The organism is Nonomuraea sp. NPDC049607 (assembly GCF_040675375.1).
Classification (GTDB): Bacteria; Actinomycetota; Actinomycetes; order Streptosporangiales; family Streptosporangiaceae; genus Nonomuraea.
This window is the reverse complement of record NZ_JBFAOV010000018.1, coordinates 132,245-158,228: the sequence shown is the minus strand read 5'-3', so window position 1 is coordinate 158,228 and position 25,984 is coordinate 132,245. Positions and strand designations below refer to the sequence as shown.

Here is a 25,984-nt window from a genome sequence, read left to right as displayed (position 1 = left end):
ACCCAGGAGTGGCATGCATCGGCTGAAACGCTGGAACACCCCCACCGTCTACAACGGCTGGGAACAGATCACCCAACACGACATCACCTTCCACCAGGAGGAATCGCGCGACTTCATGCCCCAGATGGGCCCCATGGTCGGCCGGGCGGTCACCGTCGTCATCGAGCCGGGCAACCCGGAGCACCCCGCTGACGTGTGGGACGACTACCGGCGCTACGTGGCCTCGGTCGACGGGCCGAAGATCGTCGTCGTGCAGGACCTCGACAAGCCCAGGACCGTCGGCTCGTTCTGGGGCGAGGTCAACAGCAGCGCGCACCGCGCGCTGGGCTGCGTCGGCACCATCACCGACGGTGCGATCCGTGACCTGGACGAGATGACCGGCGCCGGGTTCAAGGCCCTCGCCAGGCGGCTGTGCGTCGGGCACGCCCATGTCCGCCCGGTGCGCTGGGGCGTACCGGTCGAGGTGTTCGGGCAGGTCGTCGAGCCGGGGCAGCTCGTGCACGCCGACCAGCACGGCTTCCTGGCGATCCCGGCCGAGGACGAGGACGGGCTGCTGGAAGCGGCGGCCTTCATGGACGCCAACGAGTGCGACACCGTCATCCCCGCCGCGCAGGCGGCGGGCCGCTCCCACGAGCAGGTGATCGCCGACCTCGGCGCGGCGGGCGAGGACTTCGCCCGCGCGGCCGCAGAGCGCTACGGACGGCAAGGAGAATCCCGCTGATGAAGATCACCTTACGGAAGGTGGCCGCCGCCTGCGCGGTCACCCTGGCGGCCGGGCTGCTGACGGCCATGCCCGCCCGGAGCGCGAGCGCCGCGGCGGCGGCCACGGCCGTGCTCGGCGCCGACCCCGTCTACACCGGCGTCGTCAAGGCGTGGCCGGGCGACGGCGACAAGGACCCGGCCCACGCCGTCAGCGAGCGCGGCGGCGAGTCGTGCTGGCAGACGTCCGGCACGCCGTACAACCGCTACGTCTACGTGGACGTGGCCGACGCCTCGATCCCGGCCGGGGCGACCCGCGCGTGGGTCGTGGTCCGCTACTTCGACGCGGGACCGGTCGGCCTCGACGTCCACTACGACGGCAAGGCGGGCGCCTTCACCGGCAGCGCCAACGTGGCGCTGACCGGCACCGGCACGTGGAAGAGCTCGGTCATCGGGCTCGGCGACATCAACTTCAAGAACCGGGCCAACGGCGCCGACTTCCGGCTCAACGTCAAGGGCGACGCCGCCTCGATCCCCGGCGTGTGCTTCAGCAAGGTCGAGGTGCACTTCACCGACCCGTCGCAACTCACGATCACCAACCCGTCGCTGGTCTTCACCCAGGGGAGCAACACGATCGACGTCGCCGCGGCGGCCGACAACGTCGAGTGGACCATCGGTGACCCGAACGGGGTTCCGCTGGAGTCGGGCACGCTGGCGGTGGCCAACGGCACGACGAAGATAGACATTTCCGATCTCGGCCCAGGCTATTACCGGCTGACCGTCTCGACCGGGTTCGCCACCCGTTCCACCTCGTTCGGGGTCATCACCCCGCTCGCCACGAAGGATCCGTACTTCGCGGCCGCCATCCACTACGGCTGGCAGAAGGACACCGAGGAGCAGCTGCTCAGGACGGCCGCCCGGATCGGGTGGACCGAGGTGCGCTCCGACGCCAACTGGTCCGGCATCGAGAAGCAGGCGGGCGTCTACGACTTCACCGGCGCCCTCGACGCCGGCCTGCGCAAGGCGTACGAGAACGGCATCACCACGATGCCGATCCTCGGCTATCGCAACCCGTTGTACGACGGCGGCAAGACGCCCAGCACCCCGGCCGGCCTGGCCGCGTTCGCCCGCTTCGGCGCGGCCACGGCGGCCGAGTACGCCCCGTTCACCAAGGACTTCTCGGTCTACAACGAGTACAACTCCACCGGGTTCAACGACGGCGCCTGCGGCATCACCCCGCAGTGCTACCTCGATGTCGTCAAGGCCCTCTACCCGGCCATCCATCAGGCGGTGCCCACGGCCAACGTGGTCGGCCCGACCTCGGCCGGCACCCAGCTCGCCTGGCACGACCAGTTCTTCGCCCTCGGCGGCCTGGACTATCTCGACACGCTGAGCGTCAACTTCTACGGCTACGCCGACGCCGGGGCCGGCACGCCGCCCGAGCGGACCGTGATGACGACCGAGTTCCCGCAGCTCGTGGCGAAGGTCAAGGCCAAGAAGAACCTGCCGATCTGGATCAGCGAAAACGGCTGGCCCACCCACACCGCCGGCTCGACCGAGGCTCAGCAGGCCGACTACCTGATCAGGGCGCAGACGCTGGCCAGGAGCGCGGGCGCGGACAAGTACTTCTGGTACGACCTCATCGACGACGGCGACAACGCCGGCGAGCGCGAGCACCGCTTCGGCCTGTTCCGCCGCCCGGTCTCCGGCGTCGCCGCCCCCTCGCCCAAGCCGGCCGCGATCTCCCAGGCCGTGCTGATCCGCAAGCTCGCCGGCCGCACGCTCGGCGCCCGCCAGGACACCGGCGACGCCGACGTCTACTCCTACCCGATCAGCGGCGGCACCCGGCTGCTGTGGGCCACCCAGCCCCGCTCGGTCACGCTCGGCGCGCTCGGCGATGTCACGCTGTCCGACCAGTTCGGCGCGGTCAGCACGCTCAAGCCGCAGGCCGGCAAGGTGCGGCTCGACCTGGACGGCAGCCCGGTCTTCGTCTCCGGCCTCATCGCCTCGGTCAAGGCCGGCGCCTCGCCGCTGTCGGTCAGCGCCCCCGAGCAGTCGGTCACCGGCGAGAAGCTGGCCGTGACCGTCACCGCCGACCGTACCGGCGGCGCGAAGCTGCCGGGCAGGCTGGCCGTGGCCGCCGGCGGGGTCAAGGCCGATCTGGTCACCCGCAAGGGGCGGAAGACGTCGGTCACGCTGGAGTTGCCCGCCACCCCGGCCACCGGCCGCCGGGCGGTCACCGCCACGGTCGCCGACGACCACGGTCCCATCGCCCGGCTGCGCTCGGGCAGCCAGGTGGTCAAGCCGTACACGGTCGAGGGGCGGCCGATCATCGTCGGGAGGAAGCTGCGGATCACCGTGACCAACAACAGCCCCGCCACACCGGTCAAGCTGGGTTCCGTCGGCTGGCAGGTGGGTTCCTGGCGCGGGGTGGTCGCCGATCCGGCCGAGGTGCCCGCGCTGGGGTCGGTCTCCGTGGAGGCCCCGGTGCCGGACGCCCTGCCGTACGTGAACTACAGCTACGCGGTCACGGCCGGCACCGCGAGCGACACCGGGTCGCTCAGCTTCAGCCCGATCGAGAAGGCCGGGGCGACCACCCTGGACCCGATCGACCTGGACGGCCTGGGCCGCTGGGCCGGGCTCCGCGGCGGCACGCGGACCGGCCCCGACGACCTGTCCGGGACGGTCCGCTTCACGCACAGCCCGGACGCGCTGATCCTGGACGCGGTCATCAAGGACGACGTGCACAACGCCGCCCGCACCGACCCGTCGCTGAACTGGCAGGTCGACTCCGTGCAGTTCAGCCTGTACTCAGCCTTCCCCGGCGAGCTCACCGGTGAACGGGTCGAGGTCGGCGCGGCCCTGCTGCCCTCGGGGCCCGCCGCCTACACCTGGACCGGCCCGGCCGGTCCGACCCCGGGCGCCGATGTCGCCATCACCCGGGACGAGACTGCCAAGACCACCACGTACCGGCTGGCCGTGCCGTGGGCGTCGCTCGGCTACGACCAGCCGCCGACCGGCGTGATCGGCATCTCGTTCCTCGTCAACGACGCCGACGCCGGAACGGGCGGCGACGCCCGCGACGGCTACCTCGAATGGGGGAGCGGCGTCGGCGCCGCGCCCAAGAACCCCGCCCTGTTCCGCTCCGCCCAGCTCGTCTGAGAGGGCCCGCACCCCCGGCGGGCGGGACGAGCATCTCGTGGCGGCGATCGCGCCCAGGTGGGACGGCGCAGCCCGTCCCGCCTGGCCCGACACCACCGGCCCGCCCTCTAGGAGGGTCCAGGATGCCAGCGGGCCGGAGCCGTCGAGGTCCGGTCCAGGTCGTCGAAGCCCAGGACGTCGAGTCCCAGCTCGGCGGCCTGGGCCAGCACCGTCTCCAGCCGCGCCGGTGACACGTGGTTGCACTCGTGCGAGTCCGCGACCGCGTGCGCGTAGAACGTCACCGCCTCCTCCCGCTCGGCGGCGCGCACCAGGGCCGAACGCACCGAGGCGTCGTCGACCCCGGCGGGCCTGAACAGCTTGCCCGTGTCGATCCCCGCCCCGATCAGCACGCGGCGCCCGGCGAGCTCGGCGGCCGGGGTGAAGATCTCGTCCACGGTGTCCAGGCCGCCCTCGGCCGGGTGCCGGGCGCCGCCGCGCAACCGGTGGAACACCCCGCCCAGCACCGCGTCCGACCGTTCGTCGCGGCGGCTCACCGGATAGGCGAAGCAGGCGGCCTCGAACCCGTGCGCGCGCAGCGCCGCCAGGCACGGGGTGACGTCCTCGGCCAGGTAGCCGTCGCCGCCGAGGGCCGCGATCCGGTCGGGCGCCCACAGGTGCCGGTAGCCGTGCGCCCCCACGGTGTGCCCGTCGTCCGCCAGCTCGCGCAGCCGTCTCCATCCGTCGTCGTCGATCCGGTACGGCTCGCTGACGAAGAACGTCACCCGCGCGCCGAACTCCCTGAACAGGCCGCGCATCGCGCTCCACTCGGGGACGAAGAAGTCGTCGAAGGTCATCACCAGGATGCCGCTCATGGCGGTGATCGTAACGTGTTAACGCGTCAACTTGAAGGCGTACAGGTCACCCGTACGCGTCCGTTGACGGGAGGTGGTCCGGATCTCTAGTCTCCACTTAATCCGGGGTATGGATTTAGTCGCCGTTCGCGAAGGAGAACCCGTGACCGCAGCCGATCCGCCCGACGTTCCTCGTGCCCTCTCCCGCCGTGCCGTCCTCGCGGGCGCGGGTCTCGGCGCGGCCGCCGCCGTACTCGGGCTCCCCGGGCCGGCGAACGCCGCCGTGACCCCCGTGCCGCTGGGGGCGCTGCTCGGGACGAACCACGCCGGCACCGCCGGTCCCGGGATCGGCGCCCTGGCGGGCATGTCATGGGATCGCGCCGACGTCCTCTGGGCCGCCGTCGAACCCACCCAGGGGACGTACGACGACAGCGCCGTCCACGCCTTCGGCGCCCGGTTCGCCGCCGCCGCGGCCAACGGCGTGACCCTGCTCCCGGTGCTGGCCTACTCCGCCCCGTGGGCCGCCCGGACGACCGCGTACGGCTGGACGCACTGGGACGTGCGGTACGAGGTCGGCGCCGCCCAGGCCGCCGTCGGCTCGGGCTGGCAGCGCCGGGTGACCCGGACCCGGATCAGCACCGGTGAAGTCCTCCAGGACGAGGTCGTCGTCCTGCCCAAGGACAGGACGCCGCCGGCGGACCCGGCGAGGTGGAGCGCGTTCGTCGACCACGTCGTGGGGATCCTGCGCGGCACGTACGGGGTCGAGTACTTCCAGGTGTGGAACGAGGCGTACTGGTCGGCGGGGTTCTGGTACGGCAGCCCGTACGAGTACGTCGACCAGATCCACAAGCCCGCGTCCACGGTGATCCGCGGCCACGGCGGCAAGGTCGTCTACGGCGGCTGGCCCTCGGTGGCGGCGATCGCCCGCTTCACCGCCCTGCTGACCGAGACAGGCGCCTGGTCCAGCATCGACGTGCTCGACGTGCACTACTACAAGCCGTCCGACCTGGAGTCGCTGCGGGTCGCGTGCGTCGCCGCGCTGGGGACGTCGCTGCCGATCTGGCAGACCGAGATCGGCTACTCGACCAGCCCGGCAGCGGCCGCCCTGGTGTACCCGGGACTGCTGCACTGGGCGATCACCCGCGGCCTCGCGCAGCGGCCGGACGGCTTCAAGCTGCTCTGGTACGCCTGGCAGGCGCCCGCCTCGGCGTCCGCGGCCGACGCCGGCCGCTACCTGCGCAAAGCCGACGGGACGCCGACCTCCCACGGCGTCTGCCTCGGCATCGTCGCCGACCTCTTCGACGGCGTGGTGCCCGAGACCTACGACACCCACACCAACGACGCCGGGCTGACGACGGCCCGGGACTGGGCCTCCGGTTCCGTCGAAGGGTTCCTGGTCGGCGGCAGCAAGATCGTCATCGCCGTCCACACCCCGGCAGGCTGGGCGGGCACGCACGTGACCTTCACCCTGGCGTCGCCGCCGCCCACGGCCGTCGCGGCCCGCGTGGACCTGACCGGTCAGCGCACGCCGCTGGCCCTCACCGGCGGCACGGTCACCGTCCCGCTGGCTGACGCGCCGGGGTCGGCCGCCGCCTCCCACAACGCCGCTTCCAGCATCCGCACCTGCTATCTAGAGGTCTCCTCGTGACAATCTCCCGCCGTACCTTCCTGCGCGGCGTCGGCGTCTCCGCCACCGCCGCCGTGCTCCCCGCCGTCACCGCCCAGTGGGCGGCCGCCGATCCGCGCTCCGCCCTGCTGACCCGCGAACAGCTGACGGCGCTGCTCGGACGGGGCGCGCACCTCCCGCTCGTGAGACTCGCCGCGGCGGGGGACCTCGGCGGCGCGTTCGGCGCCCACCTGCCGAGCCGCGACGGCCAGGTGTCCGTCACGGGCTGGGCCGGCGCGGACGACCTGTCGGCCGACCTCGTGCTCGGCTACGACGCCGAACGGCTGTACGTCGCCGCGACGGTGACCGACGACGTCCACCACCCGATCGGCGGCACCAACCAGTGGCAGGGCGACGGGCTCCAGATCGCCTTCGGCGACAGCGGCGGCGGATACGGCCCGGAGTACGGCCTCGCGCTGCTCGACGGCGGCCCCGAGGTCTACCGGTTCAGCGACGGCCCGGTCACCTCGCCGGTCGGCGACGTCACCCTGACCGCCCGGCGAGAGGGGACGAAGACGCACTACCTGGCGGCGTTCCCGTGGGCCTCGACCGGCGTCGACGCTCCGGCTCCGGGCGGCTCGGTGCTGTTCAACGCGATCGTCAACGACAACGACGGCGCGAACCGGCGGGGCTGGATCCAGTGGCGTCCCGGCATCGCCACCGGCAAGTCCGCGCAGGAGTTCGTCCGGCTGGCGGCCCTGCCCGAGTCGGGCGCGTGCCAGGCGTGGATCACCCTCGACGAGGACGAGGTCGAGGCGGGGTCCACGATCGAGGCGTCGATCTTCGTCCTGAACTGGGACGACGCCGACCGCCGCGTCGAGGTGACCGGCCCGGACGGCGCCGCGACGCCCGCGACGATCCCGGCTCGCACCACCCTGCGGCTCACGATCCCCATCACCGCGACGACCGCGGGCGAGCTCGCGATCACCGCCTCGGTGAAGGACCTGACCGGCGGCGCCACCACCGATCTGGCGGTGACCGGCCGGGTGACGATGTCGGCGGAGGCGATCGCGCGGGACCTCGCCGAGCTCGCCGCCTCCGTCAGGACGGCCGGGGACCTGCTGGCACAGTGCGCGGACCGGGGGATCCCCACCCACTACGAACGCGTCGACGCGACCACCTTGGAGAAGTTCACCGGCTACACCCGCGACGACGTCACGGCAGGTCAAAGGTGGCGCGCCACCTACAACACGGTCACCATGACGGTGATGGCCGACCACCTCCTCACCCGCCTGCGCGCCCTGGCCGCCGGGAAGGCGGAGGGGACGCGGGTGCCGCGCTACGTCACCGGGCCGATCGGCCGCGAGGACTGGATGTTCACCGGCACGGTCTCCGACGGCACGACGACCAGGAAGGGCCGCCCGGTCGTGTTCAGCGGCCCGATGGGATGGGCCGAGGTGGTCGCCGACATCCCCAGGCTGGCCGATCTGGGCTTCAACGCCTGCGCCCTGGAGATGGGGCCGCAGAGCGCGATCGTCCCGCCGGACGCGATCCCGGGCTGGGGCACGACGGGCGTCGGCGACGCGGCGGTGACCTTCGCCCGCGACGCGTCGGTCTCGCACGGCTCCGCCGCGTCCCTGCGCGTGTCGTTCGCCGGTCCGAGGAGGCCGAACAACTACCGCCAGTTCTCCCAGTTGCTGACCGTGGAGCCGGGGGCCGCCTACCGGGTCCGCGCGTGGATCAAGGGGCAGGACGTCACCCTTCGCGCGGTGTCGATCCCCACCGCCACCTGGACCACCCGCTACTACCCGCCGGAGGGCTCCTACGACTGGCAGCCGGTCGAGTTCACCCTCACCCCCGGCAACGTGTCGTCCTACCGCTTCTCGATCATCTGCGAGGGCCAGGTCGGGGCGCTGTGGATCGACGACCTGACCATCACGCGCGCCGACGGGACGGGGCCGGAGAACATCGCGGGCAACGGCGGGTTCGACGAAGCCGTGACGGTCGCGGCGAGCGGCGAGTACGCGGTGTCGCCGTACGAGATCGACCGCGGCCCGGTGCGCTGGCTCGCGGCGGCGGCCGAGGCGGACGTCGCCCTGAGCCTGCTGCTGGCGCCGCAGTACTTCCCGGCCTTCCTGACGGCCAGGCACCCCGACCTCAAGCTGGCCGAAGGGTACGACGTCCACCACCCGCTGGCACGGGAGGTGATCGAGGCGTTCCTGCGTGCGATCATCCCCAGGATCGCGAAGTCGCCCGCGCTGCACAGCCTGATCCTCAGCAACGAGCCCCGCTACGTCGACACGGCGAGCCCGTCGACCAGGCGCGGCTGGGCGCGCTTCCTCACCGCGGAGTACCGCGACATCGCCGCGCTCAACAAGGTGTACGGCACCGCGCACCGGACCTTCGACGAGGTGCCCGTCCCCGGCGTGCGGGTGGTCGAGCCGACCGTGCCCTGCCACGACTGGATCACCTTCAACACCAGGGCGTTCGCCTCGTGGCACGCGTGGATGGCCGAGGTGGTCCACGACCTCGCCCCGGACGTCCCGGTGCACTCCAAGATGGTGGGCAGCACCCTGAAGGACCGCAACTACCTGCTGTGGGGCCCCGATCCCGAGCAGTGGGCCACCTTCTCCCAGCTCTCGGGCAACGACGCGTCGAACTACCCGGGACAGGGCGTCGACGGCTTCCTGGGCAAGTTCGCGTTCTACGACCTCCAGGCCGGCATCACGCGGACCCCGGTGTTCGACTCCGAGGACCACGTGATCCCCGACCGCAGCACGTCGTACTCGAAGGTGGAGGCGGCCCACGTCGCGGCGGACCTGTGGCAGGGCGCCCTGCACGGCCGTTCCGCCACCGCCTTCTGGGTGTGGGCGCGGACCACCGAGGCGGCGTCCACGCTGGCGGGCAGCATGCTGCACCGGCCGGACGTGATCGCCGCGGCCGGCCGGACCAGCCTGGACCTGAACCGGTTCGCCGCCGAGGTGGCCCTGCTGCAGGGCGCCGGGGCCGGTGTCGGCATCCTGTACTCGCGCACCTCGTCGGTGTACTCCGCGCGGCACCTGGCCGCGGTGCGCGAGGTGTACAAGGCCCTGACGATGAACGGCGTCCCCGTGCACTTCGTCACCGAGTCCGGCCTGTCCGGGCGGCAGGCCACCGAAGGGGTGAAGATGGTGATCGCACCCGGGGTGACGCATCTGCCGTCCGCCTGCCTGCGGGGGCTGCGGGACCTGGCCGGCAAGGCCCGGCTCGTCGTCGCGGGCGCCGACGCCCTGACGCGCGACGAGCGGAACCAGGCCCTTCCGGCCGGTGAGCGCGCGCAGGTGCTCAGGAAGGCGACCGTCCTGCCGGCCGACGGCCCGGCCGGCCTCGGGGCCGCCGCGCTCGGCCTGGCGCGGCGGAGCCGGCTCGACGTGGTGACGCTGGAGCGTACGTCCGGCGGCACGCCCGCGGACGTCGAGTGGCGGCCGGTGCACGACGGCAGGCGCTGGCTGGTCGGCGTGACGAACTACGGCAAGCGCACGGAAGTGGTGACGATCAGGCTCCACGGCCGCGGGCCGCTCGAACTCCAGGACCTGCTCACCGGCGAACGACTCGACCGGTCGAGGACGGAGCTGGCCCCGCTGACGCCGCGCCTCCTGACGCTCCGGTAAATGCCGTTTTTATTCCAACCAGCGGACTAAAGGAAACCCAACGTGTTGTGGACCGTGAAGTCGCCCGAGGGCGCGGTCGAGCTCGACGTCTCACTGGACGACCGGGGCCGGCTCTTCTACGACGTGCGACGGCGCGGCGTCGTACTCCTCCGGCGCTCCAGGCTCGGCGTCGAGCGGCAGGACGCGTCGTTCCACGATGGGCTCACGCCGGTCGCCGAACCCGTGGCCGAGGTCCGGGACGACGGTCACACCGCGGCACACGGCAAGCGCGCCGTGCTGCGCGAGCGGTTCACGGCGGCCACGCTGTCGCTGCGTGGACGCAACGGCGCGCGTCTCGATCTCGACCTCCGCGTCCTGGACGACGCCGTCGCGTTCCGCTACCGCTTCCCCGAGGGCTCCGGCACGGCCACGGTCACCAGGGAGCTGACGACCTTCGCGTTCGCGGCGGAAGGGCGGGCCTGGGCGCAGCCGACCTCGCCCTCCGACGGTGGCGGACCCGCCCACGAGAACCTCTACACCAACGGCGTGCCCATCGGCACCCCGACCGGCGCGCGCTCGTACGACCTGCCGGCCACGTTCGAGGTGAACGGGCAGTGGCTGCTCGTCTCCGAGGCCGGGCTCGACGAGACCTTCCACGGCACCCGGCTGGCCCCCGTCCCGGCCGACCGGGAGTACGGCGTGCTGGGCCCCGACCCGGACGAGGGCCTCGGGCACGGCGACGTCCTGGCCACGTCGGCGCTGCCGTGGACGCTCCCGTGGCGGTTCGTCGCGATCGCGGACACTGCGGCCGAGCTGGTCGAGTCCACGACCGTGTGGCACCTGGCCGAGACCTCCACGATCACCGACACCTCGTGGGTCAGGCCGGGACGCGTCTCGTGGAGCTGGTGGTCGGAGAACGGCAGCCCGCGCGACCTGGCCGCGCTGCGGCGCTTCGTGGACCTCGCGGGCGAGATGGGCTGGGAGTACTCGCTCGTCGACGCGAACTGGACGGTCCACGCGGAGCAGGAGATCCGCGACCTGGTCCGCTACGCCGCAGAACGGGACGTGCGCCTGTTCCTCTGGTACAACTCCGCCGGGCCGAACAACGACTCGACCGAGGGGCCGCGCGACCTCATGCACCTGGCCGAGGCGCGGCGGGCGGAACTGGCCAGGATCGCGGACTGGGGGATCGCCGGGATCAAGGTCGACTTCTTCCACTCCGACAAGCAGGCCGGGATCGCGCACTACCTCGGCATCCTGCGGGACGCGGCCGAGGCCAGGCTGATGGTCAACTTCCATGGCAGCACCGTCCCGCGCGGCTGGGAGCGGACGTGGCCGCACCTGATGACGATGGAGGCCGTACGCGGGGCCGAGTGGTACCTGTTCGGGCCGACGTTCGCGGAGGAGGCCGTGTGGCACAACACCGTGCTCCCGTTCACCCGCAACGTGATCGGCCCGATGGACTACACGCCGGTCACCTTCGGCGACGCGCTGAGGCCCCGCAGGACCACGGCGGCCCACGAGCTGGCGCTCGCGGTGGTCTACGAGTCGGGGCTGCTGCACTTCGCGGACTCGCCCGAGTCCTACCGGGCGCAGCCGGCGGAGGTGCGCGAGGTGCTGCGGGCCGTGCCGGCCGCCTGGGACGACACGGTCGGGCTGGCGGGGGAGCCGGGCGACCATGTCGTGCTGGCCCGCCGTACGGGAGGGACCTGGTGGCTGGCGGGCGTCAACGGCCCGGTCGCGCGGCCGGCGGCCACCCTCGGCCTCGGGCGCCTCGGGCCGCTGAGCGGCACCTGGCGCCTGGTCGGCGACGGCGCGGACCGCGACGCGGTGGCGGTCTCCGACGTCGCGGCGGGCGAGGCGTTCCAGGTGCCCGCCATGCCCCCGGGCGGCGGCTTCGTCGCCCGCCTGCTCCCGCGGTAGGGGCTACGGGCGGGCCGAGAAGCGTTCGTCGAGGATCAGGCAGGCGGCGCCGATCGCGGCCACGTCGGCGCCCAGCGCGGTGCCCACGACGCCGAGGTCGTGGATCTCGCGCATCACGAACCGCTCGGCCACCGCCGACCGGAGCAGCGGCAGGTAGTGGTGTGCGGCCGGAGCCCAGGCGGGCCCGCCGCACACCACGAGCTCGGTGTCGAGCAGGTTGCCGATGGTGAGGATCGCGCGGGCGAGCCGCCGCCCGGACCGGCGCAGGATCTCCACGGCCCGCGCGTCGCCGTCGTCGGCCGCCCGGCACAGCGCGCCGAGCCGCCTGACCGCCTGGACGAGCTGCCCGTCCTCCGGCGTGGCGGGCAGGACGCCCGCCGCGACGGCCTCCTGGATGAGGAACAGCGGCGAGCAGGCGGTGCCCAGGCAGCCGCGCTGCCCGCACTCGCAGGGCGGCCCGTCGGCGTCGACGATCAGGTGTCCGATGTCGCCGGCGTTGCTGGACCGGCCGCGTACGACGATGTCGCCGCTGACCAGCCCCACCCCGACGCCGGTGCCCAGGTAGAGGAAGGCGAAGTCGCTGTTGCCCGTCGCGCCGCCGGCCCAGCGTTCGGCCACCGCGGCTGCGGTGACGTCCTTGTCGAGCACGATGGGCAGCCCGGTGGCCCGGTGCAGCCGGTCGACGAGCTCGACGCGGTGCCAGCCGGGCAGGTGGGGCGGGTCGACCATGGCCCCGCCCGCGATGTCCAGGGGGCCGGGCGCCGCGATGCCGAGGCCGAGCACCCGCTCGCGCTCGACGCCGGATCCGGCGAGCAGGACGTCGAGGGCCGAGGCCATGCCGGTCATGATGGCGTCGGCGTCCTGGGGGCTGGAGGTCTGCCTGCTGAAGTGGGCCACGAGGTTGCCGCCGAGGTCGAGCAGCACGTACGTGATCGTGGCCGGGTCGATGTGCACGCCGAGCGCGTAGCGGCTGGCGGGCACCAGCTCAAGGGTGCGGCGGGGCCGGCCGAACCCGGTCGTGGACGTGCCGGTCTCCGCGATGAGCCCCTGGTCGAGCAGCCGCTGGCAGACGTCCGACACGGTCTGCGCGGCGAGGCCCGTCTCGACGACCAGCTCCGCCCGCGAGCTCCCGGTCCGCGCGCGCCTGATCGCGTCGAGGACGACGGAGTCGTTGAAGTCCGCGACGTGTTCGAGGTTGGAGCCGCGCCGGAGCCCGGAGGAGCGGCCGGGCGGCCCGCCCTCGCGCCTGGCTGCCTTCCCGACCGTGGTCGACTCCCGCCTGGCTGCTGCCACTGATCCCCGTTCCCCTCGCTGTCGTCGCGCTCTGCGCCTACCTTAGCCAACCCGTCGTTGACTTATTCAAGACGTCGGAAATATTGTAGATCCGCTTTGCTTGATTCGACCCCAGAAAGTCGGCATCCATGATGCAGCTCGCACACGCCGCCGATGTCACCGTGGTCGGCGGCGGCCTGGCCGGAGTCACGGCCGCGGTGAGCGCCGCGCGCAACGGCGCGAAGGTGGCCCTGATCAACAACAGGGGAGTGCTGGGCGGCAACTCCAGCAGCGAGATCCGGGTGTGGGTGGTGGGCGCCACCGCGCACGGCGCGCAGAAGTTCGCCCGCGAGACCGGCCTGATGGGCGAGCTGTTCGCGGAGAACCAGTGGCGCAACCCGGAGGGCAACCCGATCCTTTGGGACCACGTCGTCCTCGACCTGGTACGCGCCGAGCCGAACATCACCCTCTTCCTCAACACCGAGGTCCGCGAGGTCGAGGCCGACGGCGAAGAGCATGACCGGGTGATCCGCTCGGTCACCGGCTGGCAGTCCGGCTCCGAGAAGCTGATCACGTTCGAGTCGCCGATCTTCCTCGACTGCACCGGCGACGGCCTGGTGGGCCTGCTCGCCGGCGCCAGGTTCGCCACCGGCAGGGAGGACCGCGGCGCGTACGGCGAGGAGTGGGCCCCCGAGGTGGCCGACGACGACATGCTCGGCAGCACGATCCTCTTCTACACCAAGGACACCGGCCACCCGGTCCGTTTCGTCCCGCCGGGCATCACCAAGGACATCGAGGCGTTCGACCTGCCGCTGCGCCGCCACATCGACCCCGGCATGAACGGCTGCGACTACTGGTGGATCGAGTGGGGCGGCGAGCTCGACGCGGTCGCCGACAACGAGCGCATCCGGGACGAGCTGTGGGGCATCGTCTTCGGCATCTGGGACCACATCAAGAACTCCGGCCGCTTCGAGGCCGACAACCTGACGCTGGAGTGGGTGGGCAGCCTGCCGGGCAAGCGCGAGTACCGCCGCTTCCTCGGCGACCACGTCCTGACCCAGCAGGACATCACCGGCCAGACCCGCTTCCCCGACGCGGTCGGCTTCGGCGGCTGGTCCATCGACCTGCACCCGCCCGGCGGTATCTACGCCGACGACAGCCCCTCCAAGCACCTGTTCGGCCCCGGCCTGTACGACATCCCGTTCCGCTGCCTGTACTCCGCCAACGTGCGCAACCTGCTGCTGGCCGGCCGCGACATCTCCGCCAGCCACGTCGCCTTCGGCAGCACCCGGGTGATGGCCACCTGCGCCGTCGTGGGAGAGGCCGCGGGCGCGGGGGCCGCGCTCGCCGTACGCAGGGGCGTGACGCCGCGCGAGATCACCGCCTCGCACATGGACGAGTTGCAGTCGATGCTCCTGCGGCAGGACGCCTCCCTGCTGGGCGTGCCCTGGCAGGACCCGTCCGACCTGGCGCTCAAGGCCGTGGTGACGGCGTCGTCCACGCTCACCCGCCTGGCGGGCGGCGCAGACGGCGAGCCGGAACCGTTCCCGATCGGCGAGGCCGACTTCGGGCTGCTGCTGCCCGCCGACCCGCGGATCGACGTCGTGCGGATCGGCGTCGACGCCGCCCGCGCCACCACCGCGACGGTCGAGCTGTGGGGCACGGGCGGCGGGCTGAACCACATCCCCGTGGAACCGCTCGCCCGGCGCGAGGTCCCGGTCGAGGCCGGGCGCGGCCTGCTGGAGGCCCGCTTCGACGACGTGCCCCCCGGCGGGGGCGAGGTGGTCGTGGTCGTCCGGCGGAACGCCGACCTCGCCGTCCTGGCCGGCGCGGGCCGCCCGCCGTACGGCGTCCTCGGGCTGCTCAGCAGGGAACCGGCGCTCGACACCGGCAAGCCGCAGAGCAACGCGTGGTCGGCCTTCGAGCTGCGCAGGCGCACGCCGCGGTTCGAGGTCGAACCCGCGACCGCCGCCTACCGGCCCGAGCAGGTCGCGGGCGGGCCGGCCAGGCCGTACGACGGGCCCAACCTGTGGGTCTCCGAAGGCGGCGGCGAGCAGCACGTCGAGCTGCGCTGGAGCGAGGAGCGGACGATCGGCCGGGTGGAGCTGATCTTCAACGACGACGTCGACGAGGACCTGATCAACCTGCATCACCACCGTACGCCGTACCTCGTGCCGCCGGAGCTGGTGAAGGACTACCGGATCGAGGTGGAGCGCACGGGCGGCCGGGAGACGGCCTTGTCCGTCACCGGCAACCGGATGCGGCGCCGGGTCCACGTGCTTGACCCCGCCACGCGGGCGGGCGCCCTGCGGGTCGTCGTCACGGCGACCAACGGCGACGAACGAACCATGATCGTCGCCGTGCGGGTCTTCGAAACCTGACTTTGGAGAGAGTGCATCGTGCATGACAACCGTTTGATCGTCGAGGGACGGCTGGAGCGTTTCGTCCAGCAGTTCCTGCCCGGCGCCCTCTACCGGGAACGGCGGCCCCTCGCCGTCGAGGCGTGGAACGTGCCGGGCGAGCCGGTGCCCGCACCGGTGGCGTTCGCGGCCGGCTACCAGCCGGTCACGCTGCCGCACCCCTGGGGCGACCCATGGGGCACGACCTGGTTCCACGTGACCGGCCGCGTGCCGGAGGAGATTCCCCCGGGCACCCGGCTGGAGCTCGTCGTCGACCTGGGCTTCTCCGGGCCGCGTCCCGGGTTCCAGGCCGAGGGGCTCGCGTACCTGCCCGACGGCACGCTCATCAAGGCCGTGGCGCCGCGCAGCTCCCACCTGCCGTGGGACCCGGCCCGGCCGTCCATCGACCTGTACGTGGAGGCGGCGGCGAACCCGGAGCTCGCCGGCGAGAACACCTACGAGCCGACGCCGCTGGGCGACCGGGCGACGGCGGGCAGCGGGCCGCTCTACACGGCCAGGGCGTTCGACGTGGCGCTGCTGGACGTCGGGGTGTGGGAGCTGGCGCAGGACATCTGGACGCTGGACGGGCTGATGCGCGAGCTGAGCCCGGACTCGGCGCGCCGCTGGGAGATCCTGCGGGCGCTGGAGCGGATGCTCGACGCCGTCGACCCCGCCGCCGTCTCGGCGACCGCGGCGGCCGGACGCGCGGCGCTGGCCGGGGTGCTGGCCAGCCCGGCCGCGGCCAGCAGCCACCGGATCGTCGCCGTCGGGCACGCCCACATCGACTCGGCCTGGCTGTGGCCGGTGCGCGAGACGATCCGCAAGTGCGCGCGCACGTTCGCCAGCGCGGTGACGCTCATGGACGAGCACCCCGAGTACCGCTTCGCCTGCTCCTCCGCCCAGCAGCTGGCCTGGGTGAAGCAGTATTATCCAGCGCTGTTCGAGCGCATCAGGAAGAAGGTGGCCGCCGGGCAGTTCATCCCGGTCGGCGGCATGTGGGTCGAACCCGACATCAACATGCCCGGCGGCGAGTCGCTGGCCCGCCAGTTCCTGTACGGCAAGCAGTTCTTCCTGAAGGAGTTCGGCGTGGACACGCTGGAGGCGTGGGTGCCGGACACCTTCGGCTACTCGGCCGCGCTGCCGCAGATCATCGCCGCCTCCGGCAGCCGCTGGTTCCTCACCCAGAAGATCTCCTGGAACCAGGTCAACCAGATCCCGCACAGCACCTTCCTGTGGGAGGGCATCGACGGCACCCGGATCTTCACCCACTTCCCGCCCGCCGACACCTACATCTCCGAGCTGTCCGGCGCCGAGCTCGCCCACGCCGCGCGCAGCTACAAGGAGAAGGGCGTGGCCGGAACCTCGCTCGTGCCGTTCGGCTGGGGTGACGGCGGCGGCGGCCCGACCCGCGAGATGCTCGCCGCCGCCGAGCGGCTCGGGTCACTGGAAGGCTCGCCGGTGGTGACGATCGACTCGCCCCAGGCCTTCTTCGAACGCGCCGAGGCCGAGTACGAGAGCCCGCCGGTGTGGTCGGGCGAGCTCTACCTCGAACTGCACCGCGGGACCCTGACCAGCCAGCACCTGACCAAGCAGGGCAACCGCCGCAACGAGCACCTGCTGCGCGAGGCCGAGCTGTGGGCCGCGACCGCCGCCGTCCGCGAGGGGGCCGCCTACCCCTACGACGAGCTGACCGGCAGCTGGCACACCGTGCTGCTGCAGCAGTTCCACGACGTGCTGCCCGGCACCTCGATCGCCTGGGTGCACGACGAGGTCGAGCAGAACGACGCCCGCCTGCGGGAGAGCCTGGGCCGCGTCATCGACGAGAGCGTACGCACCCTCGTCGGCGAAGGCGACCTGGAGCTCGCCACGGACGGGCTCGGCATCCGGGAGCCCGCCGCGCACCCGGCGGACGTCTCCCTCACCGAGGAGGACGCCGGATTCGTGCTCGACAACGGGCTCGTCCGGGCCGTGATCGACCGCCGGGGCCACCTGGTGTCGCTGCGCGACGCCGCGACCGGCCGCGAGGCGATCGCGCCGGGAGCGGCGGGCCACCGGCTGGTGCTGCACCGCGACATCCCCAACGAGTGGGACGCCTGGGACATCGACGAGCACTACCGCCGCGTCTCCCGCGACGTCGACGAGGTCGAGAGCCTGGAGACCGGCGACGGGGAGGTCGTCGTCACCCGCCGCTTCGGCGACTCGACGATCAGGCAGACGCTGCGGCTGCGCCCCGGATCGGCCGCGCTCGACCTGGCCTGCGAGGTCGACTGGCACGAGCGCCACGCGCTGCTCAAGCTCGTCTTCCCGCTGGACGTGCACGCCGACAGGTTCGCCGCCGAGACCCAGTTCGGCCACGTGTACCGGCCCACGCACACCAACACCTCCTGGGACGCCGCCCGCTTCGAGGTGTGCGCGCACCGCTGGATCCACGTCGGCGAGCCCGGGTACGGCGTGGCCATCGCCAACGAGTCGACGTACGGCCACGACGTGGTGCGGCACACCCGCCAGGACGGCGGCACGACCACGACGGTCGGCCTGTCCATGCTGCGCGGGCCGATGTTCCCCGATCCCGGATCCGACCTCGGCAGGCACACGCTCGCCTACTCCATCAGGCCGAACGCCGGCATCCGCGAGGCCGTCGCCGAGGGGTACCGCGCGAACGTGCCGGCGCGTGCCGTGCGCGGGGCGCGGGAGGTCGAGCCGCTGGTACGGGTCTCGCACCCGGCCGTGATGGTGGAGGCGGTCAAGCTCGCCGAGGACCGCAGCGGCGACGTGATCGTCCGCCTGTACGAGTCGGAGGGGACCAGGGCGTCCGTGCGCGTCGAGTGCGTCGGGGACGCGCGCTTCGTGGACCTGATCGAACGCGACGTCGAGCCGCCCGCGGGCGCCGAGTTCGAGCCGGGGGCCGTGTCGCTGACGCTGCGCCCGTTCCAGCTCGTCACCCTGCGCTTCACAGCAGCTGGTCGATGAACTCCAGGAGGGTGGCGAGGTCGGGGGCGGCCTGACCGCCCGCGGTCGTGCGGCCGACGACGAGCTTCGGCGCGAAGTCGGCCGCCGTGCCGGGCGCGATCAGGTGTCGCGCCGCCGCGTCGCCGAGCGCGGGCAGGTTGGGGTCGATGGTCGTCAGGAACCCCGACCTGCGCTGCGGCGGGTCCATGGAGAAGTGGTCGTGGCCGACCAGCGCGACGTCCTCGGGGATCCGCAGGCCGTGGGCGCGCAGGCCGACGTAGGCGCCGTAGGCGATGAAGTCGTTGGCGCAGAAGATGGCGTCGACGTCGGTGCCCGCCTCGATCAGCCGGTTGACGGCCTGGAGGCCCCACGCCTTGGACCAGTCGCCGAAGATCGGCTCGACCGGGTGCCCGGCGGCGGCGAGGGTCTCGACGAACCCGCGTGTGCGCAGCTCGGCGCCCCTCTCGCTGCCCTCCCCGATGTGCGCGATCCTCGTCCTGCCGAGTGACAGCAGGTGCTCGGCGGCCAGCCGCCCCGCGCCGTGGTCGTCGGGCAGGAACGAGACGTCGGCCGGGTCGTCGGACTCGCAGAAGGCGTAGGCGACGGGGCAGGACAGCCGGTCGGAGACGGACGGGTAGAGGCCCGACGGCCCGGACCCGATGACCAGCACGGCGTCGACGTGGCGGGCCTCCAGCGCCCGGACGAACTGGGAGCGCCGCTGGTCGCTCTCGGCGGCGTCGCACACGAGCGTGGCCAGCCCGGCCGCGGCCAGCCTGCGCTCGGCGCCGCGCAGCACCATGCTGCTGAAGATCTCCGAGGCGTCCTCGATGATGATCCCGACCAGCTCGCTCCGCCCTCTGGCGAAGGACTTGGCCAGGGCGTTGGGCCGGAAGTCGAGGCGTTCGACGGCGTCGTGGATGCGCCTGCGGGTCTCCTCGGAGGCGCGTCCGGTGTTGTTGAGCACCTTCGACACCAGCGACACCGAGACCCCGGCGGCAGCGGCGACGTCCGCGAGGGTTGTGGCCTTGCGCGCCATCAGTTCCTTCCCTCCCGGTGACAACAGGTTACTTCCACGTTTCTCCGGACTCTTGACAAAGTACCAGGATCAGCAAGACCATGGCGATGGTCAACCGGTTGACCATCGCCATGAAATCCGCCGGCACGCCACTGCTGCCCGCGTGAGCCCCCAGCGGTCACGACACCGCCCGAGCTCGATCGCCACCATGCCCGCAAAGAGGGATTCGTCATGCTGCATCACAAGAACTGGCGGCTCGCCGGTATCGCGATGACCGGAATCATAGCTCTCACCGCCTGTTCGTCCGGACGTCCCGAGGCCGGGGCGGACCCGGACGCCAAGGTGACGATCCACGTCGGCAACATGCCCACCAAGGACAACGCCGACAATCTCGCCCTGTTCAACAAGCAGGTCGCGGCCTTCCAGAAGCTCCACCCGAACATCACCGTGGTGGGCGAGGAGACCAAGTTCGACCCGCAGACGTTCGCCGCCCTCGTCGCCGGCGGCTCGATGCCCACCACGATGCAGGTGCCGTACACCAACATCCAGCAGCTCGCGCTCAACGGCCAGGTACGCGACATCACCGACCTCGTCAAGGGCGACGCGGTGCTCTCCAAGCTCAACCCGGCCGTCGCCAAGCAGACGCAGAACGCGGAAGGCCACACCTTCGGCGTCGTCTCGGCGGCGTACACGATGGCCTTCATCTACAACAGGGCGCTGTACGAGAAGGCGGGCCTCGACCCCGACGCCCCGCCGAAGACCTGGGACGAGGTGCGCGCCAACGCCAGGGCGATCGGCAGGTCGAGCGACGCGGCCGGCTTCACGATCGCGACCACGACCAACTCCGGCGGCTGGATCCTCACCACGATGGCCTACGCCAACGGCAGCGCCATCCAGCGGCGCGAGGGCGACACCGTCACATCCACGATCGACGCGGTCGGCGTGAAGGACGCGCTGACCCTCCTGCACGACGTCCGGTGGACCGACCAGGCGGCGGGCAAGAACTTCCTGCTGAGCCAGGACGACATGCGCAACTCCATCGCCGCCGGCCGGATCGGGCAGACCGTCCTCGGCGCCGACCTCTACCGCGACCTCGTCGGCAACCGCGACATGCCCGGCGACGACCTGGGCATCGCGCCGCTCCCGCAGTCGGCCACCGGCATCGGCACGCTGGGCGGCGGCGACATCGCCGTCGTCAGCCCCAAGGCCGCCCCGAGTGAGGCGGCCGCCGCGCTGGAGTGGGTGAAGTTCCGGTACCTGAACCGCTTCCTCGACCAGCGGGCCGCGGTTGAATGGGCCGAGACGTCCAAGGCGGGCGGCCTGCCCGTGGGCGCGCCCGAGGTGCCGCTGTTCTCGCCGGAGATCTACGACCGCTACCTGACCTGGGTCTCCGCCTACGTCAACGTCAAGCGGGACAACTACCGGGCCTACTTCGACAGCCTGGGCAAGCTGCCCATACTCGGCGAGCCGCCCGTGGCCGCGCAGGAGACGTACGCGCTTCTCGACGCCGTCACCCAGCAGGTCCTCACCAAGCAGGACGCCGACATCCCGGCGGCGCTCACCCAGGCCCGGACGGACGCGCAGGCGCTGATCGATGCCGCCGCTCAGTAGGTGGACCCAGCGCGGTGGCCTCGGCAAACTTCTGTTCACCGCGCCCATGCTCATCGTGTTCGGGCTGTTCTCGTGGTGGCCGATCCTGCGCAGCCTGGTCCTCAGCTTCCAGCGCACCAACCTGGTCACCGACCCGACCTGGGTCGGGCTGCGCAACTTCAGCAGGGTGCTCGCCGACCCGCTGCTGGCCACCGCGGCCTGGAACACCGTGTGGTTCACCGTGCTGGCCCTGGTCGTCGGCTTCCCCGTGCCGGTGCTGCTCGCCGTGTTCATCGGGGAGCTGCGCCGGACCAGGACGATCGCCAGCGTGCTCGTCTACGTGCCGATCATCATCCCGCCGGTCGTGGCGGTGCTGCTGTGGAAGCAGCTCTACGATCCGAGCGAGCACGGCCTGCTCAACACCGTGGCGGGCTGGGCCGGGCTGGGGCCCTTCCCCTGGCTGCAGAGCGCCGAGACGGCGATGCCCAGCATCGTCGTGCAGGCGACGTGGGCGGGCTTCGGCACGACGACGATCATCTACGTCGCCGCGCTGATGTCGGTGCCGCCCGAGCTCTACGAGGCGGCCGAGCTCGACGGCGCCGGGGTGCTGCGCCGGGTGTGGCACATCACGCTGCCGCAGTTGCGCCCGGTCATCCTGCTCATGCTGATCCTCCAGGTGATCGGCACGTTCCAGGTGTTCACCGAGCCCTACGTCATGACCGGCGGCGGGCCGGACAACAGCACGGTCACGCTGCTCATGCTGATCTTCAAGTACGCCTTCGTCGCCGGCGACTTCGGCAAGGCGACGGCCCTGAGCCTGATGCTCGCCGTCTTCCTCACCGCCCTGTCCGCGGTGTACCTGCGAGCCACGAGGGGGTGGAAGCGTTCATGAACGAGCGTGGCATCCTGTCCAGCGGCGAACGCCGCAGGCCGGCGACCCGCGTGGTGTTCACCGGGCTGATCGTGGCCGTGCTCGCCTGCCTCGCGGTCGTCGCGGCCGGGCCGATCCTCTGGCTGGCCAAGTCGGCGGTGTCGACCTCGCAGGACATCCTGCGCGACCCGTTCGGCTGGTGGCCGAGCGGGATCCGGTGGGACAACCTCGTCAGGGCGTGGAACGGCATGGACATCGGCCGGGCCCTGGCCAACACGGTCTGGATCGCGGCCGGCAACTGGTTCTTCGGCCTGCTGGTCGCGCTGACCGGCGGCTACTCCCTCGCCATCCTGCGGCCGAGGTACGCCGGGGTCGTCTCGGCCGCGGTGATGGCCACCCTGTTCATCCCGGGCGTCGTCTCCCTCGTGTCGCTGTACCTGACCGTGATCGACGTGCCGGGCGTCGGGGCCAACCTGATCGACAGCTACTGGGCCGTCTGGCTGCCCGCCGCCGCGCACGCCTTCAATGTGCTGCTGGTGAAGAACTTCTTCGCCGAGCTGCCGAAGGAGGTCTTCGAGGCGGCCAAGGTCGACGGGGCCAACTCCTTCGAGGTGTTCCGGCGCATCGTGCTGCCGATGTCGCGGCCGATCATCGCCGTCGTCTCGCTGCTCACGCTGGTGTCGGCCTGGAAGGAGTTCCTGTGGCCGCTCCTGGTGCTGCCCTCGCCCGATCTGCAGCCGCTGTCCGTCGTCCTCTACAAGATCTCGGCCACCGCGGAGACCAGCACGCTCGTCGCCGCCATGTTCATCGCGGTGATCCTCCCGCTGGTCTTCTTCCTGCTGTTCCAGAAGCAGTTCCTCCGGAGCGCCGGCCGAGCCGGCGCGGTCAAGGGGTGACCCGATGAAAACACTGTCCGCGCTCCTCCTCCTCGCCACCGCGTTAGCCGCCCCGAAACTCCCGTACTCCAACACCTTCGACCCGTGGGCCATCAGCAGGAGCGGCTCGGCCGAGGTCGCCTTCACCGCCACCGCCCAGGGCCACACCGGGTCCGCGGTACGCATCGTCAACCAGACTCCGAGCAGCCCGAACACCTACGGGCAGCTCGCCCAGACCGTGCCGGTCAAGCCGGGCACGCTCTACCGGTTCACCGCCTGGGTCGCCTCGGAGGGGCTGTCGAAGGCGGCCGCGCTGCAGGCGGTGCTGAGCCCGGACAGCAGCCGGCGCTTCAACTTCCCGATGGGCGCCTACGACTGGCGCCAGGTCTCCTGGACCTACACCACCCTGGCCACCCAGACCAGCTTCTCCCTGCGCATCATCTCCCAGGACGTGACCCCCGGCGTACGGCTGGACGACCTGACCATGACCGAGGACGGCACCGCGCAGAACCTGCTGGCCAACCCCGGCTTCGAGGAGCACTCCACCTACTTCGGGGTCATGAACGACTCCCTGCTCTTCGACCCCGGCCAGGCCGCGCTGGAACTGTTCACCGACGCCCGGGACCCGGCCCCCGCCCCCTGGACCGTCCAGGACGCCCGGGGGACGCAGGTCGCGAGCGGCACGGCCGCCTTCACCGGTGGGAACAGCGTGGTGAACCTCGCCTCGCTGCCCAACGGCTTCTACACCTTCACCTCGGGCACGCTGAGCACGAGCTTCGGCATCGTCCCGTCGATGCCCGCCGCCGCGGCCGACTCGCCGTTCGGGGTCGGGCTGCACGGCTACGAGCAGGAGCTCATCGACGGCATCGCGCGCATCGGCTACACCCACTCGCGCAATGACGTGGGCTGGTCCGCGGTCGAGAAGCAGGCGGGCGTCTACGCCTTCGACCGCTACGACGCCGGGTTCGCCGCGCTGGACGCCGCCGGGATCGAGCCGCTGCCGATCTCGGCCTACCGCAACCCGCTCTACGACGGCAACCGTACGCCGAGCTCGTCCGAGGGCCTGGCCGCCTACGGACGCTTCACGGCCGCCGTCAACCAGCACTTCGCGAGCTACACCCGGGCGACCGAGGTCTACAACGAGTTCAACATCAACTTCAACGACGGCCTGTGCGGCCGGACGCCCGCCTGCTACGCCCAGCTCCTCCAGGCGGCCGCCGCGGTCAAGCCGCAAGGAGCGCGGCTGGTGGGCCCGGCGATCTCCGGCGCCTCGGCCGACTACGTGCGCCAGGTGCTCGAACAGGGCGGCGCGGACGCGCTGGACGCGGTGTCCGTCCACCCCTACCGCCACCCCACGCCGCCCGAAGGCATGGACACGCAGATGGCGTCGCTGAGCCAGACCGTCGACGCCGCCGCCGGCCGCTCGCTCCCGCTGTGGCTCACCGAGTACGGCTGGCCGACCCACACCGCGGGCGGCACGACCGACGCCATGCAGGCCGACTACCTGGTCCGCTCGGCGGTGCTCTCCCTGGCCGGCGGCGCCGACCGCCTCTACTGGTACGACGCCCGCGACGACGGCACCGATCCGAACAACCAGGAGCACAACTTCGGCGTCTTCGAGGTCCGGCGGGCGACCGCCCGCTACGCCGCCGAGCCCAAGCCGGCCGCGGTCGCGCAGGCGGTGATGGCGGCCGAACTCGCCGGGCGCACGATCACCCAGCGGGACACGCTGGACGCGACCACGTACTCCTTCCCCTTCAGGAGCGCCGCGGGCGACCTCGTCCGCGTCATGTGGGCGTCGGACGGCCCGAGGACCGTGACGCTGCGGACCGCCCAGCCGCTCACCCTCACCGACCAGTACGGCGTGCCCGCCACCCTCACCCCGCACGCCGGAGCCATCCAGGTGACCCTGACCGAGCACCCGGTCTACGTCAGGGGCCAGGTCGACTCCCTCGTCCTCGACCCCGCGCCCGCGATCACACTGAGGACGTCGCCGACCGTCGCCGACGGCGAGGGCATCGAGGTGCGCGCGGTCGTCGACCGCACCGGCCGCAACTGCCGCGCCGTCCCCGCCAAGGTGACGATCACCCTGGACGGGCGGCGCCACGACGTCAAGGTCAAGGGGTGCGGCACCGCCGAGACCGTCTTCGACCTCCCCGCCCCCGCGGGCGGCAAGGCGAGCTGGGTCACCGGCTGGGCCGCGACCGGGCACGAGAAGGTGGCACGGCTGGCGACACCGACGATCAGGGTCACCACCCCCGTGGTCGCCGCCGTGGGGGTCGACCTCGTCCGCGACGGCGGCTACCGGGCGCGGGCGTCCGTCTCGCTGGCCAACACCTCCCGCAGGACCCCGGTGACCCTCGACGGCCTCACCTGGACCCTCGGCGAGCAGTCGGGCACGATCGCCGACACCACCATGCTGCAGCCCGGCGAGCAGGTCGCGCACACCATCCCGCTCCCGTCGCTGCGGGTGTGGGAGCAGGGCTACCTGGAGGTGTCCATCGGGCTGCGCGGCCGTGACGCCCTCTGGTTGCGGCAGTCCGTCGGCGCGGGACCCATCGAGCCCGACACCGCCACCACGGCCGCGCCGATCGACCTGGCGGCCGACGCGACCTGGTTCCGCTACACCGCCGACTGGGGCGGGGCCGCCGACCTCGGTGGTCCCGTGCGGATCACCCAGACCCCGACGGGGCTGCGCGTGCAGGCGACGGTCCAGGACGACGTGTTCACCCAGAAGAACCCGGCGGGCAACCTGTACAACGGCGACTCCATCCAGCTCTCCCTGTCGCCCGCGCTCCCCGGCGCCTCCACCGAACGCACCGAGATCGGCCTGGCGCTGACGCCCGACGGGCCGGCCGCCTACACCTTCGCCGCCTTCGGCATCGCGATCACCGGCCCGACCCCGACGGACCGGCTCGCGGTGACCCGGACGGGCAGCACCACGACCTACGACGTGGTGCTGCCCTGGCAGAGCCTGGGACTCAACGGCCCTCCGGCCGGGGTGTTCGCGCTGTCCTTGCTGGTCAACGACGACGACGGCCCCGGCAGGAAGGGCTATCTGGAGTGGTCGTCCGGCATCGGCCACAGCAAGGACACCGGGCGGCACTTCCCCGTACGACTCACCAGCGGGCTCCAGGGGTCGTCCGGCTCCTGAGGGCCGCCCC

The 25,984-nt window shown here is 72.1% G+C and carries 14 protein-coding genes; 11 read left to right on the top strand and 3 right to left on the bottom strand.

Features of this window, described 5'->3' with window-relative positions; all coding sequences use genetic code 11:
* The first annotated feature begins 13 nt into the window (after window positions 1-13).
* The gene (locus AB0J97_RS31045; RefSeq protein WP_364095070.1) at window positions 14-721 is read left to right on the top strand and encodes an RraA family protein; all 708 of its coding nucleotides are present in this window, start codon (window positions 14-16) and stop codon (window positions 719-721) included.
* Window positions 721-3,861: a hypothetical protein gene (locus AB0J97_RS31040; protein ID WP_364095067.1), complete on the top strand. Its 3,141-nt coding sequence runs from the start codon at window positions 721-723 to the stop codon at window positions 3,859-3,861. The genes AB0J97_RS31045 and AB0J97_RS31040 overlap by 1 nt, the downstream gene beginning before the upstream one ends.
* Before the next feature lie 107 nt (window positions 3,862-3,968).
* On the opposite strand, the gene AB0J97_RS31035 is transcribed toward AB0J97_RS31040, so the two are convergent.
* Window positions 3,969-4,712, bottom strand: coding sequence for a polysaccharide deacetylase family protein (locus AB0J97_RS31035; protein WP_364095064.1), 744 nt, complete (start codon window positions 4,710-4,712; stop codon window positions 3,969-3,971).
* Between the two features lie 142 nt (window positions 4,713-4,854).
* On the opposite strand from AB0J97_RS31035, the gene AB0J97_RS31030 reads away from it, so the two are divergent.
* The 3 genes from AB0J97_RS31030 to AB0J97_RS31020 are packed head-to-tail and all read left to right on the top strand — an operon-like array spanning window position 4,855 to window position 11,849.
* Window positions 4,855-6,339 (top strand): twin-arginine translocation signal domain-containing protein, encoded by a 1,485-nt coding sequence (locus AB0J97_RS31030; RefSeq protein ID WP_364095061.1) that lies wholly within the window; start codon window positions 4,855-4,857, stop codon window positions 6,337-6,339.
* Window positions 6,336-9,947, top strand: a complete 3,612-nt coding sequence (locus AB0J97_RS31025) for a beta-galactosidase (protein WP_364095057.1) — start codon at window positions 6,336-6,338, stop codon at window positions 9,945-9,947. The genes AB0J97_RS31030 and AB0J97_RS31025 overlap by 4 nt, the downstream gene beginning before the upstream one ends.
* Window positions 9,948-9,989: 42 nt before the next feature.
* Window positions 9,990-11,849 carry a glycoside hydrolase family 97 catalytic domain-containing protein gene (locus AB0J97_RS31020; protein WP_364095054.1) on the top strand — a complete coding sequence of 620 codons (1,860 nt, stop codon included), beginning with the start codon at window positions 9,990-9,992 and terminating at the stop codon, window positions 11,847-11,849.
* A 3-nt stretch (window positions 11,850-11,852) separates the two neighbouring features.
* On the opposite strand, the gene AB0J97_RS31015 is transcribed toward AB0J97_RS31020, so the two are convergent.
* Window positions 11,853-13,142 (bottom strand): ROK family transcriptional regulator, encoded by a 1,290-nt coding sequence (locus AB0J97_RS31015; RefSeq protein WP_364095052.1) that lies wholly within the window; start codon window positions 13,140-13,142, stop codon window positions 11,853-11,855.
* 128 nt (window positions 13,143-13,270) lie between these two features.
* Between AB0J97_RS31015 and AB0J97_RS31010 the strand changes: the two genes are divergently transcribed.
* Together AB0J97_RS31010 and AB0J97_RS31005 are read left to right on the top strand one after the other, a co-directional pair.
* Window positions 13,271-15,502 (top strand): FAD-dependent oxidoreductase, encoded by a 2,232-nt coding sequence (locus tag AB0J97_RS31010; protein WP_364095049.1) that lies wholly within the window; start codon window positions 13,271-13,273, stop codon window positions 15,500-15,502.
* Window positions 15,503-15,520: 18 nt separating this feature from the next.
* A complete protein-coding gene (locus tag AB0J97_RS31005; protein ID WP_364095046.1) occupies window positions 15,521-18,490 on the top strand; it encodes a glycoside hydrolase family 38 C-terminal domain-containing protein in 2,970 nt (989 codons plus the stop codon).
* Here AB0J97_RS31005 and AB0J97_RS31000 read toward each other — a convergent pair.
* Complete coding sequence (locus AB0J97_RS31000; RefSeq protein ID WP_357701408.1) at window positions 18,471-19,505, bottom strand: LacI family DNA-binding transcriptional regulator; 1,035 nt, start codon at window positions 19,503-19,505, stop codon at window positions 18,471-18,473. The two genes, AB0J97_RS31005 and AB0J97_RS31000, sit on opposite strands and share 20 nt — an antisense overlap.
* A gap of 210 nt (window positions 19,506-19,715) precedes the next feature.
* On the opposite strand from AB0J97_RS31000, the gene AB0J97_RS30995 reads away from it, so the two are divergent.
* From AB0J97_RS30995 to AB0J97_RS30980, 4 genes are read left to right on the top strand one after another with little or no spacing between them, the layout of a single operon-like run.
* Entirely contained in the window at window positions 19,716-21,095 is a 1,380-nt protein-coding gene (locus AB0J97_RS30995; protein ID WP_364095042.1) for an extracellular solute-binding protein, read from the top strand.
* A complete protein-coding gene (locus AB0J97_RS30990; protein ID WP_357701412.1) occupies window positions 21,079-21,966 on the top strand; it encodes a sugar ABC transporter permease in 888 nt (295 codons plus the stop codon). The genes AB0J97_RS30995 and AB0J97_RS30990 overlap by 17 nt, the downstream gene beginning before the upstream one ends.
* Entirely contained in the window at window positions 21,963-22,841 is an 879-nt protein-coding gene (locus AB0J97_RS30985; RefSeq protein ID WP_357701414.1) for a carbohydrate ABC transporter permease, read from the top strand. Before AB0J97_RS30990 ends, AB0J97_RS30985 begins: the two co-directional genes overlap by 4 nt.
* Before the next feature lie 4 nt (window positions 22,842-22,845).
* Window positions 22,846-25,974, top strand: a complete 3,129-nt coding sequence (locus tag AB0J97_RS30980) for a glycosyl hydrolase (RefSeq protein WP_364095038.1) — start codon at window positions 22,846-22,848, stop codon at window positions 25,972-25,974.
* The last annotated feature ends 10 nt before the right edge of the window (window positions 25,975-25,984 follow it).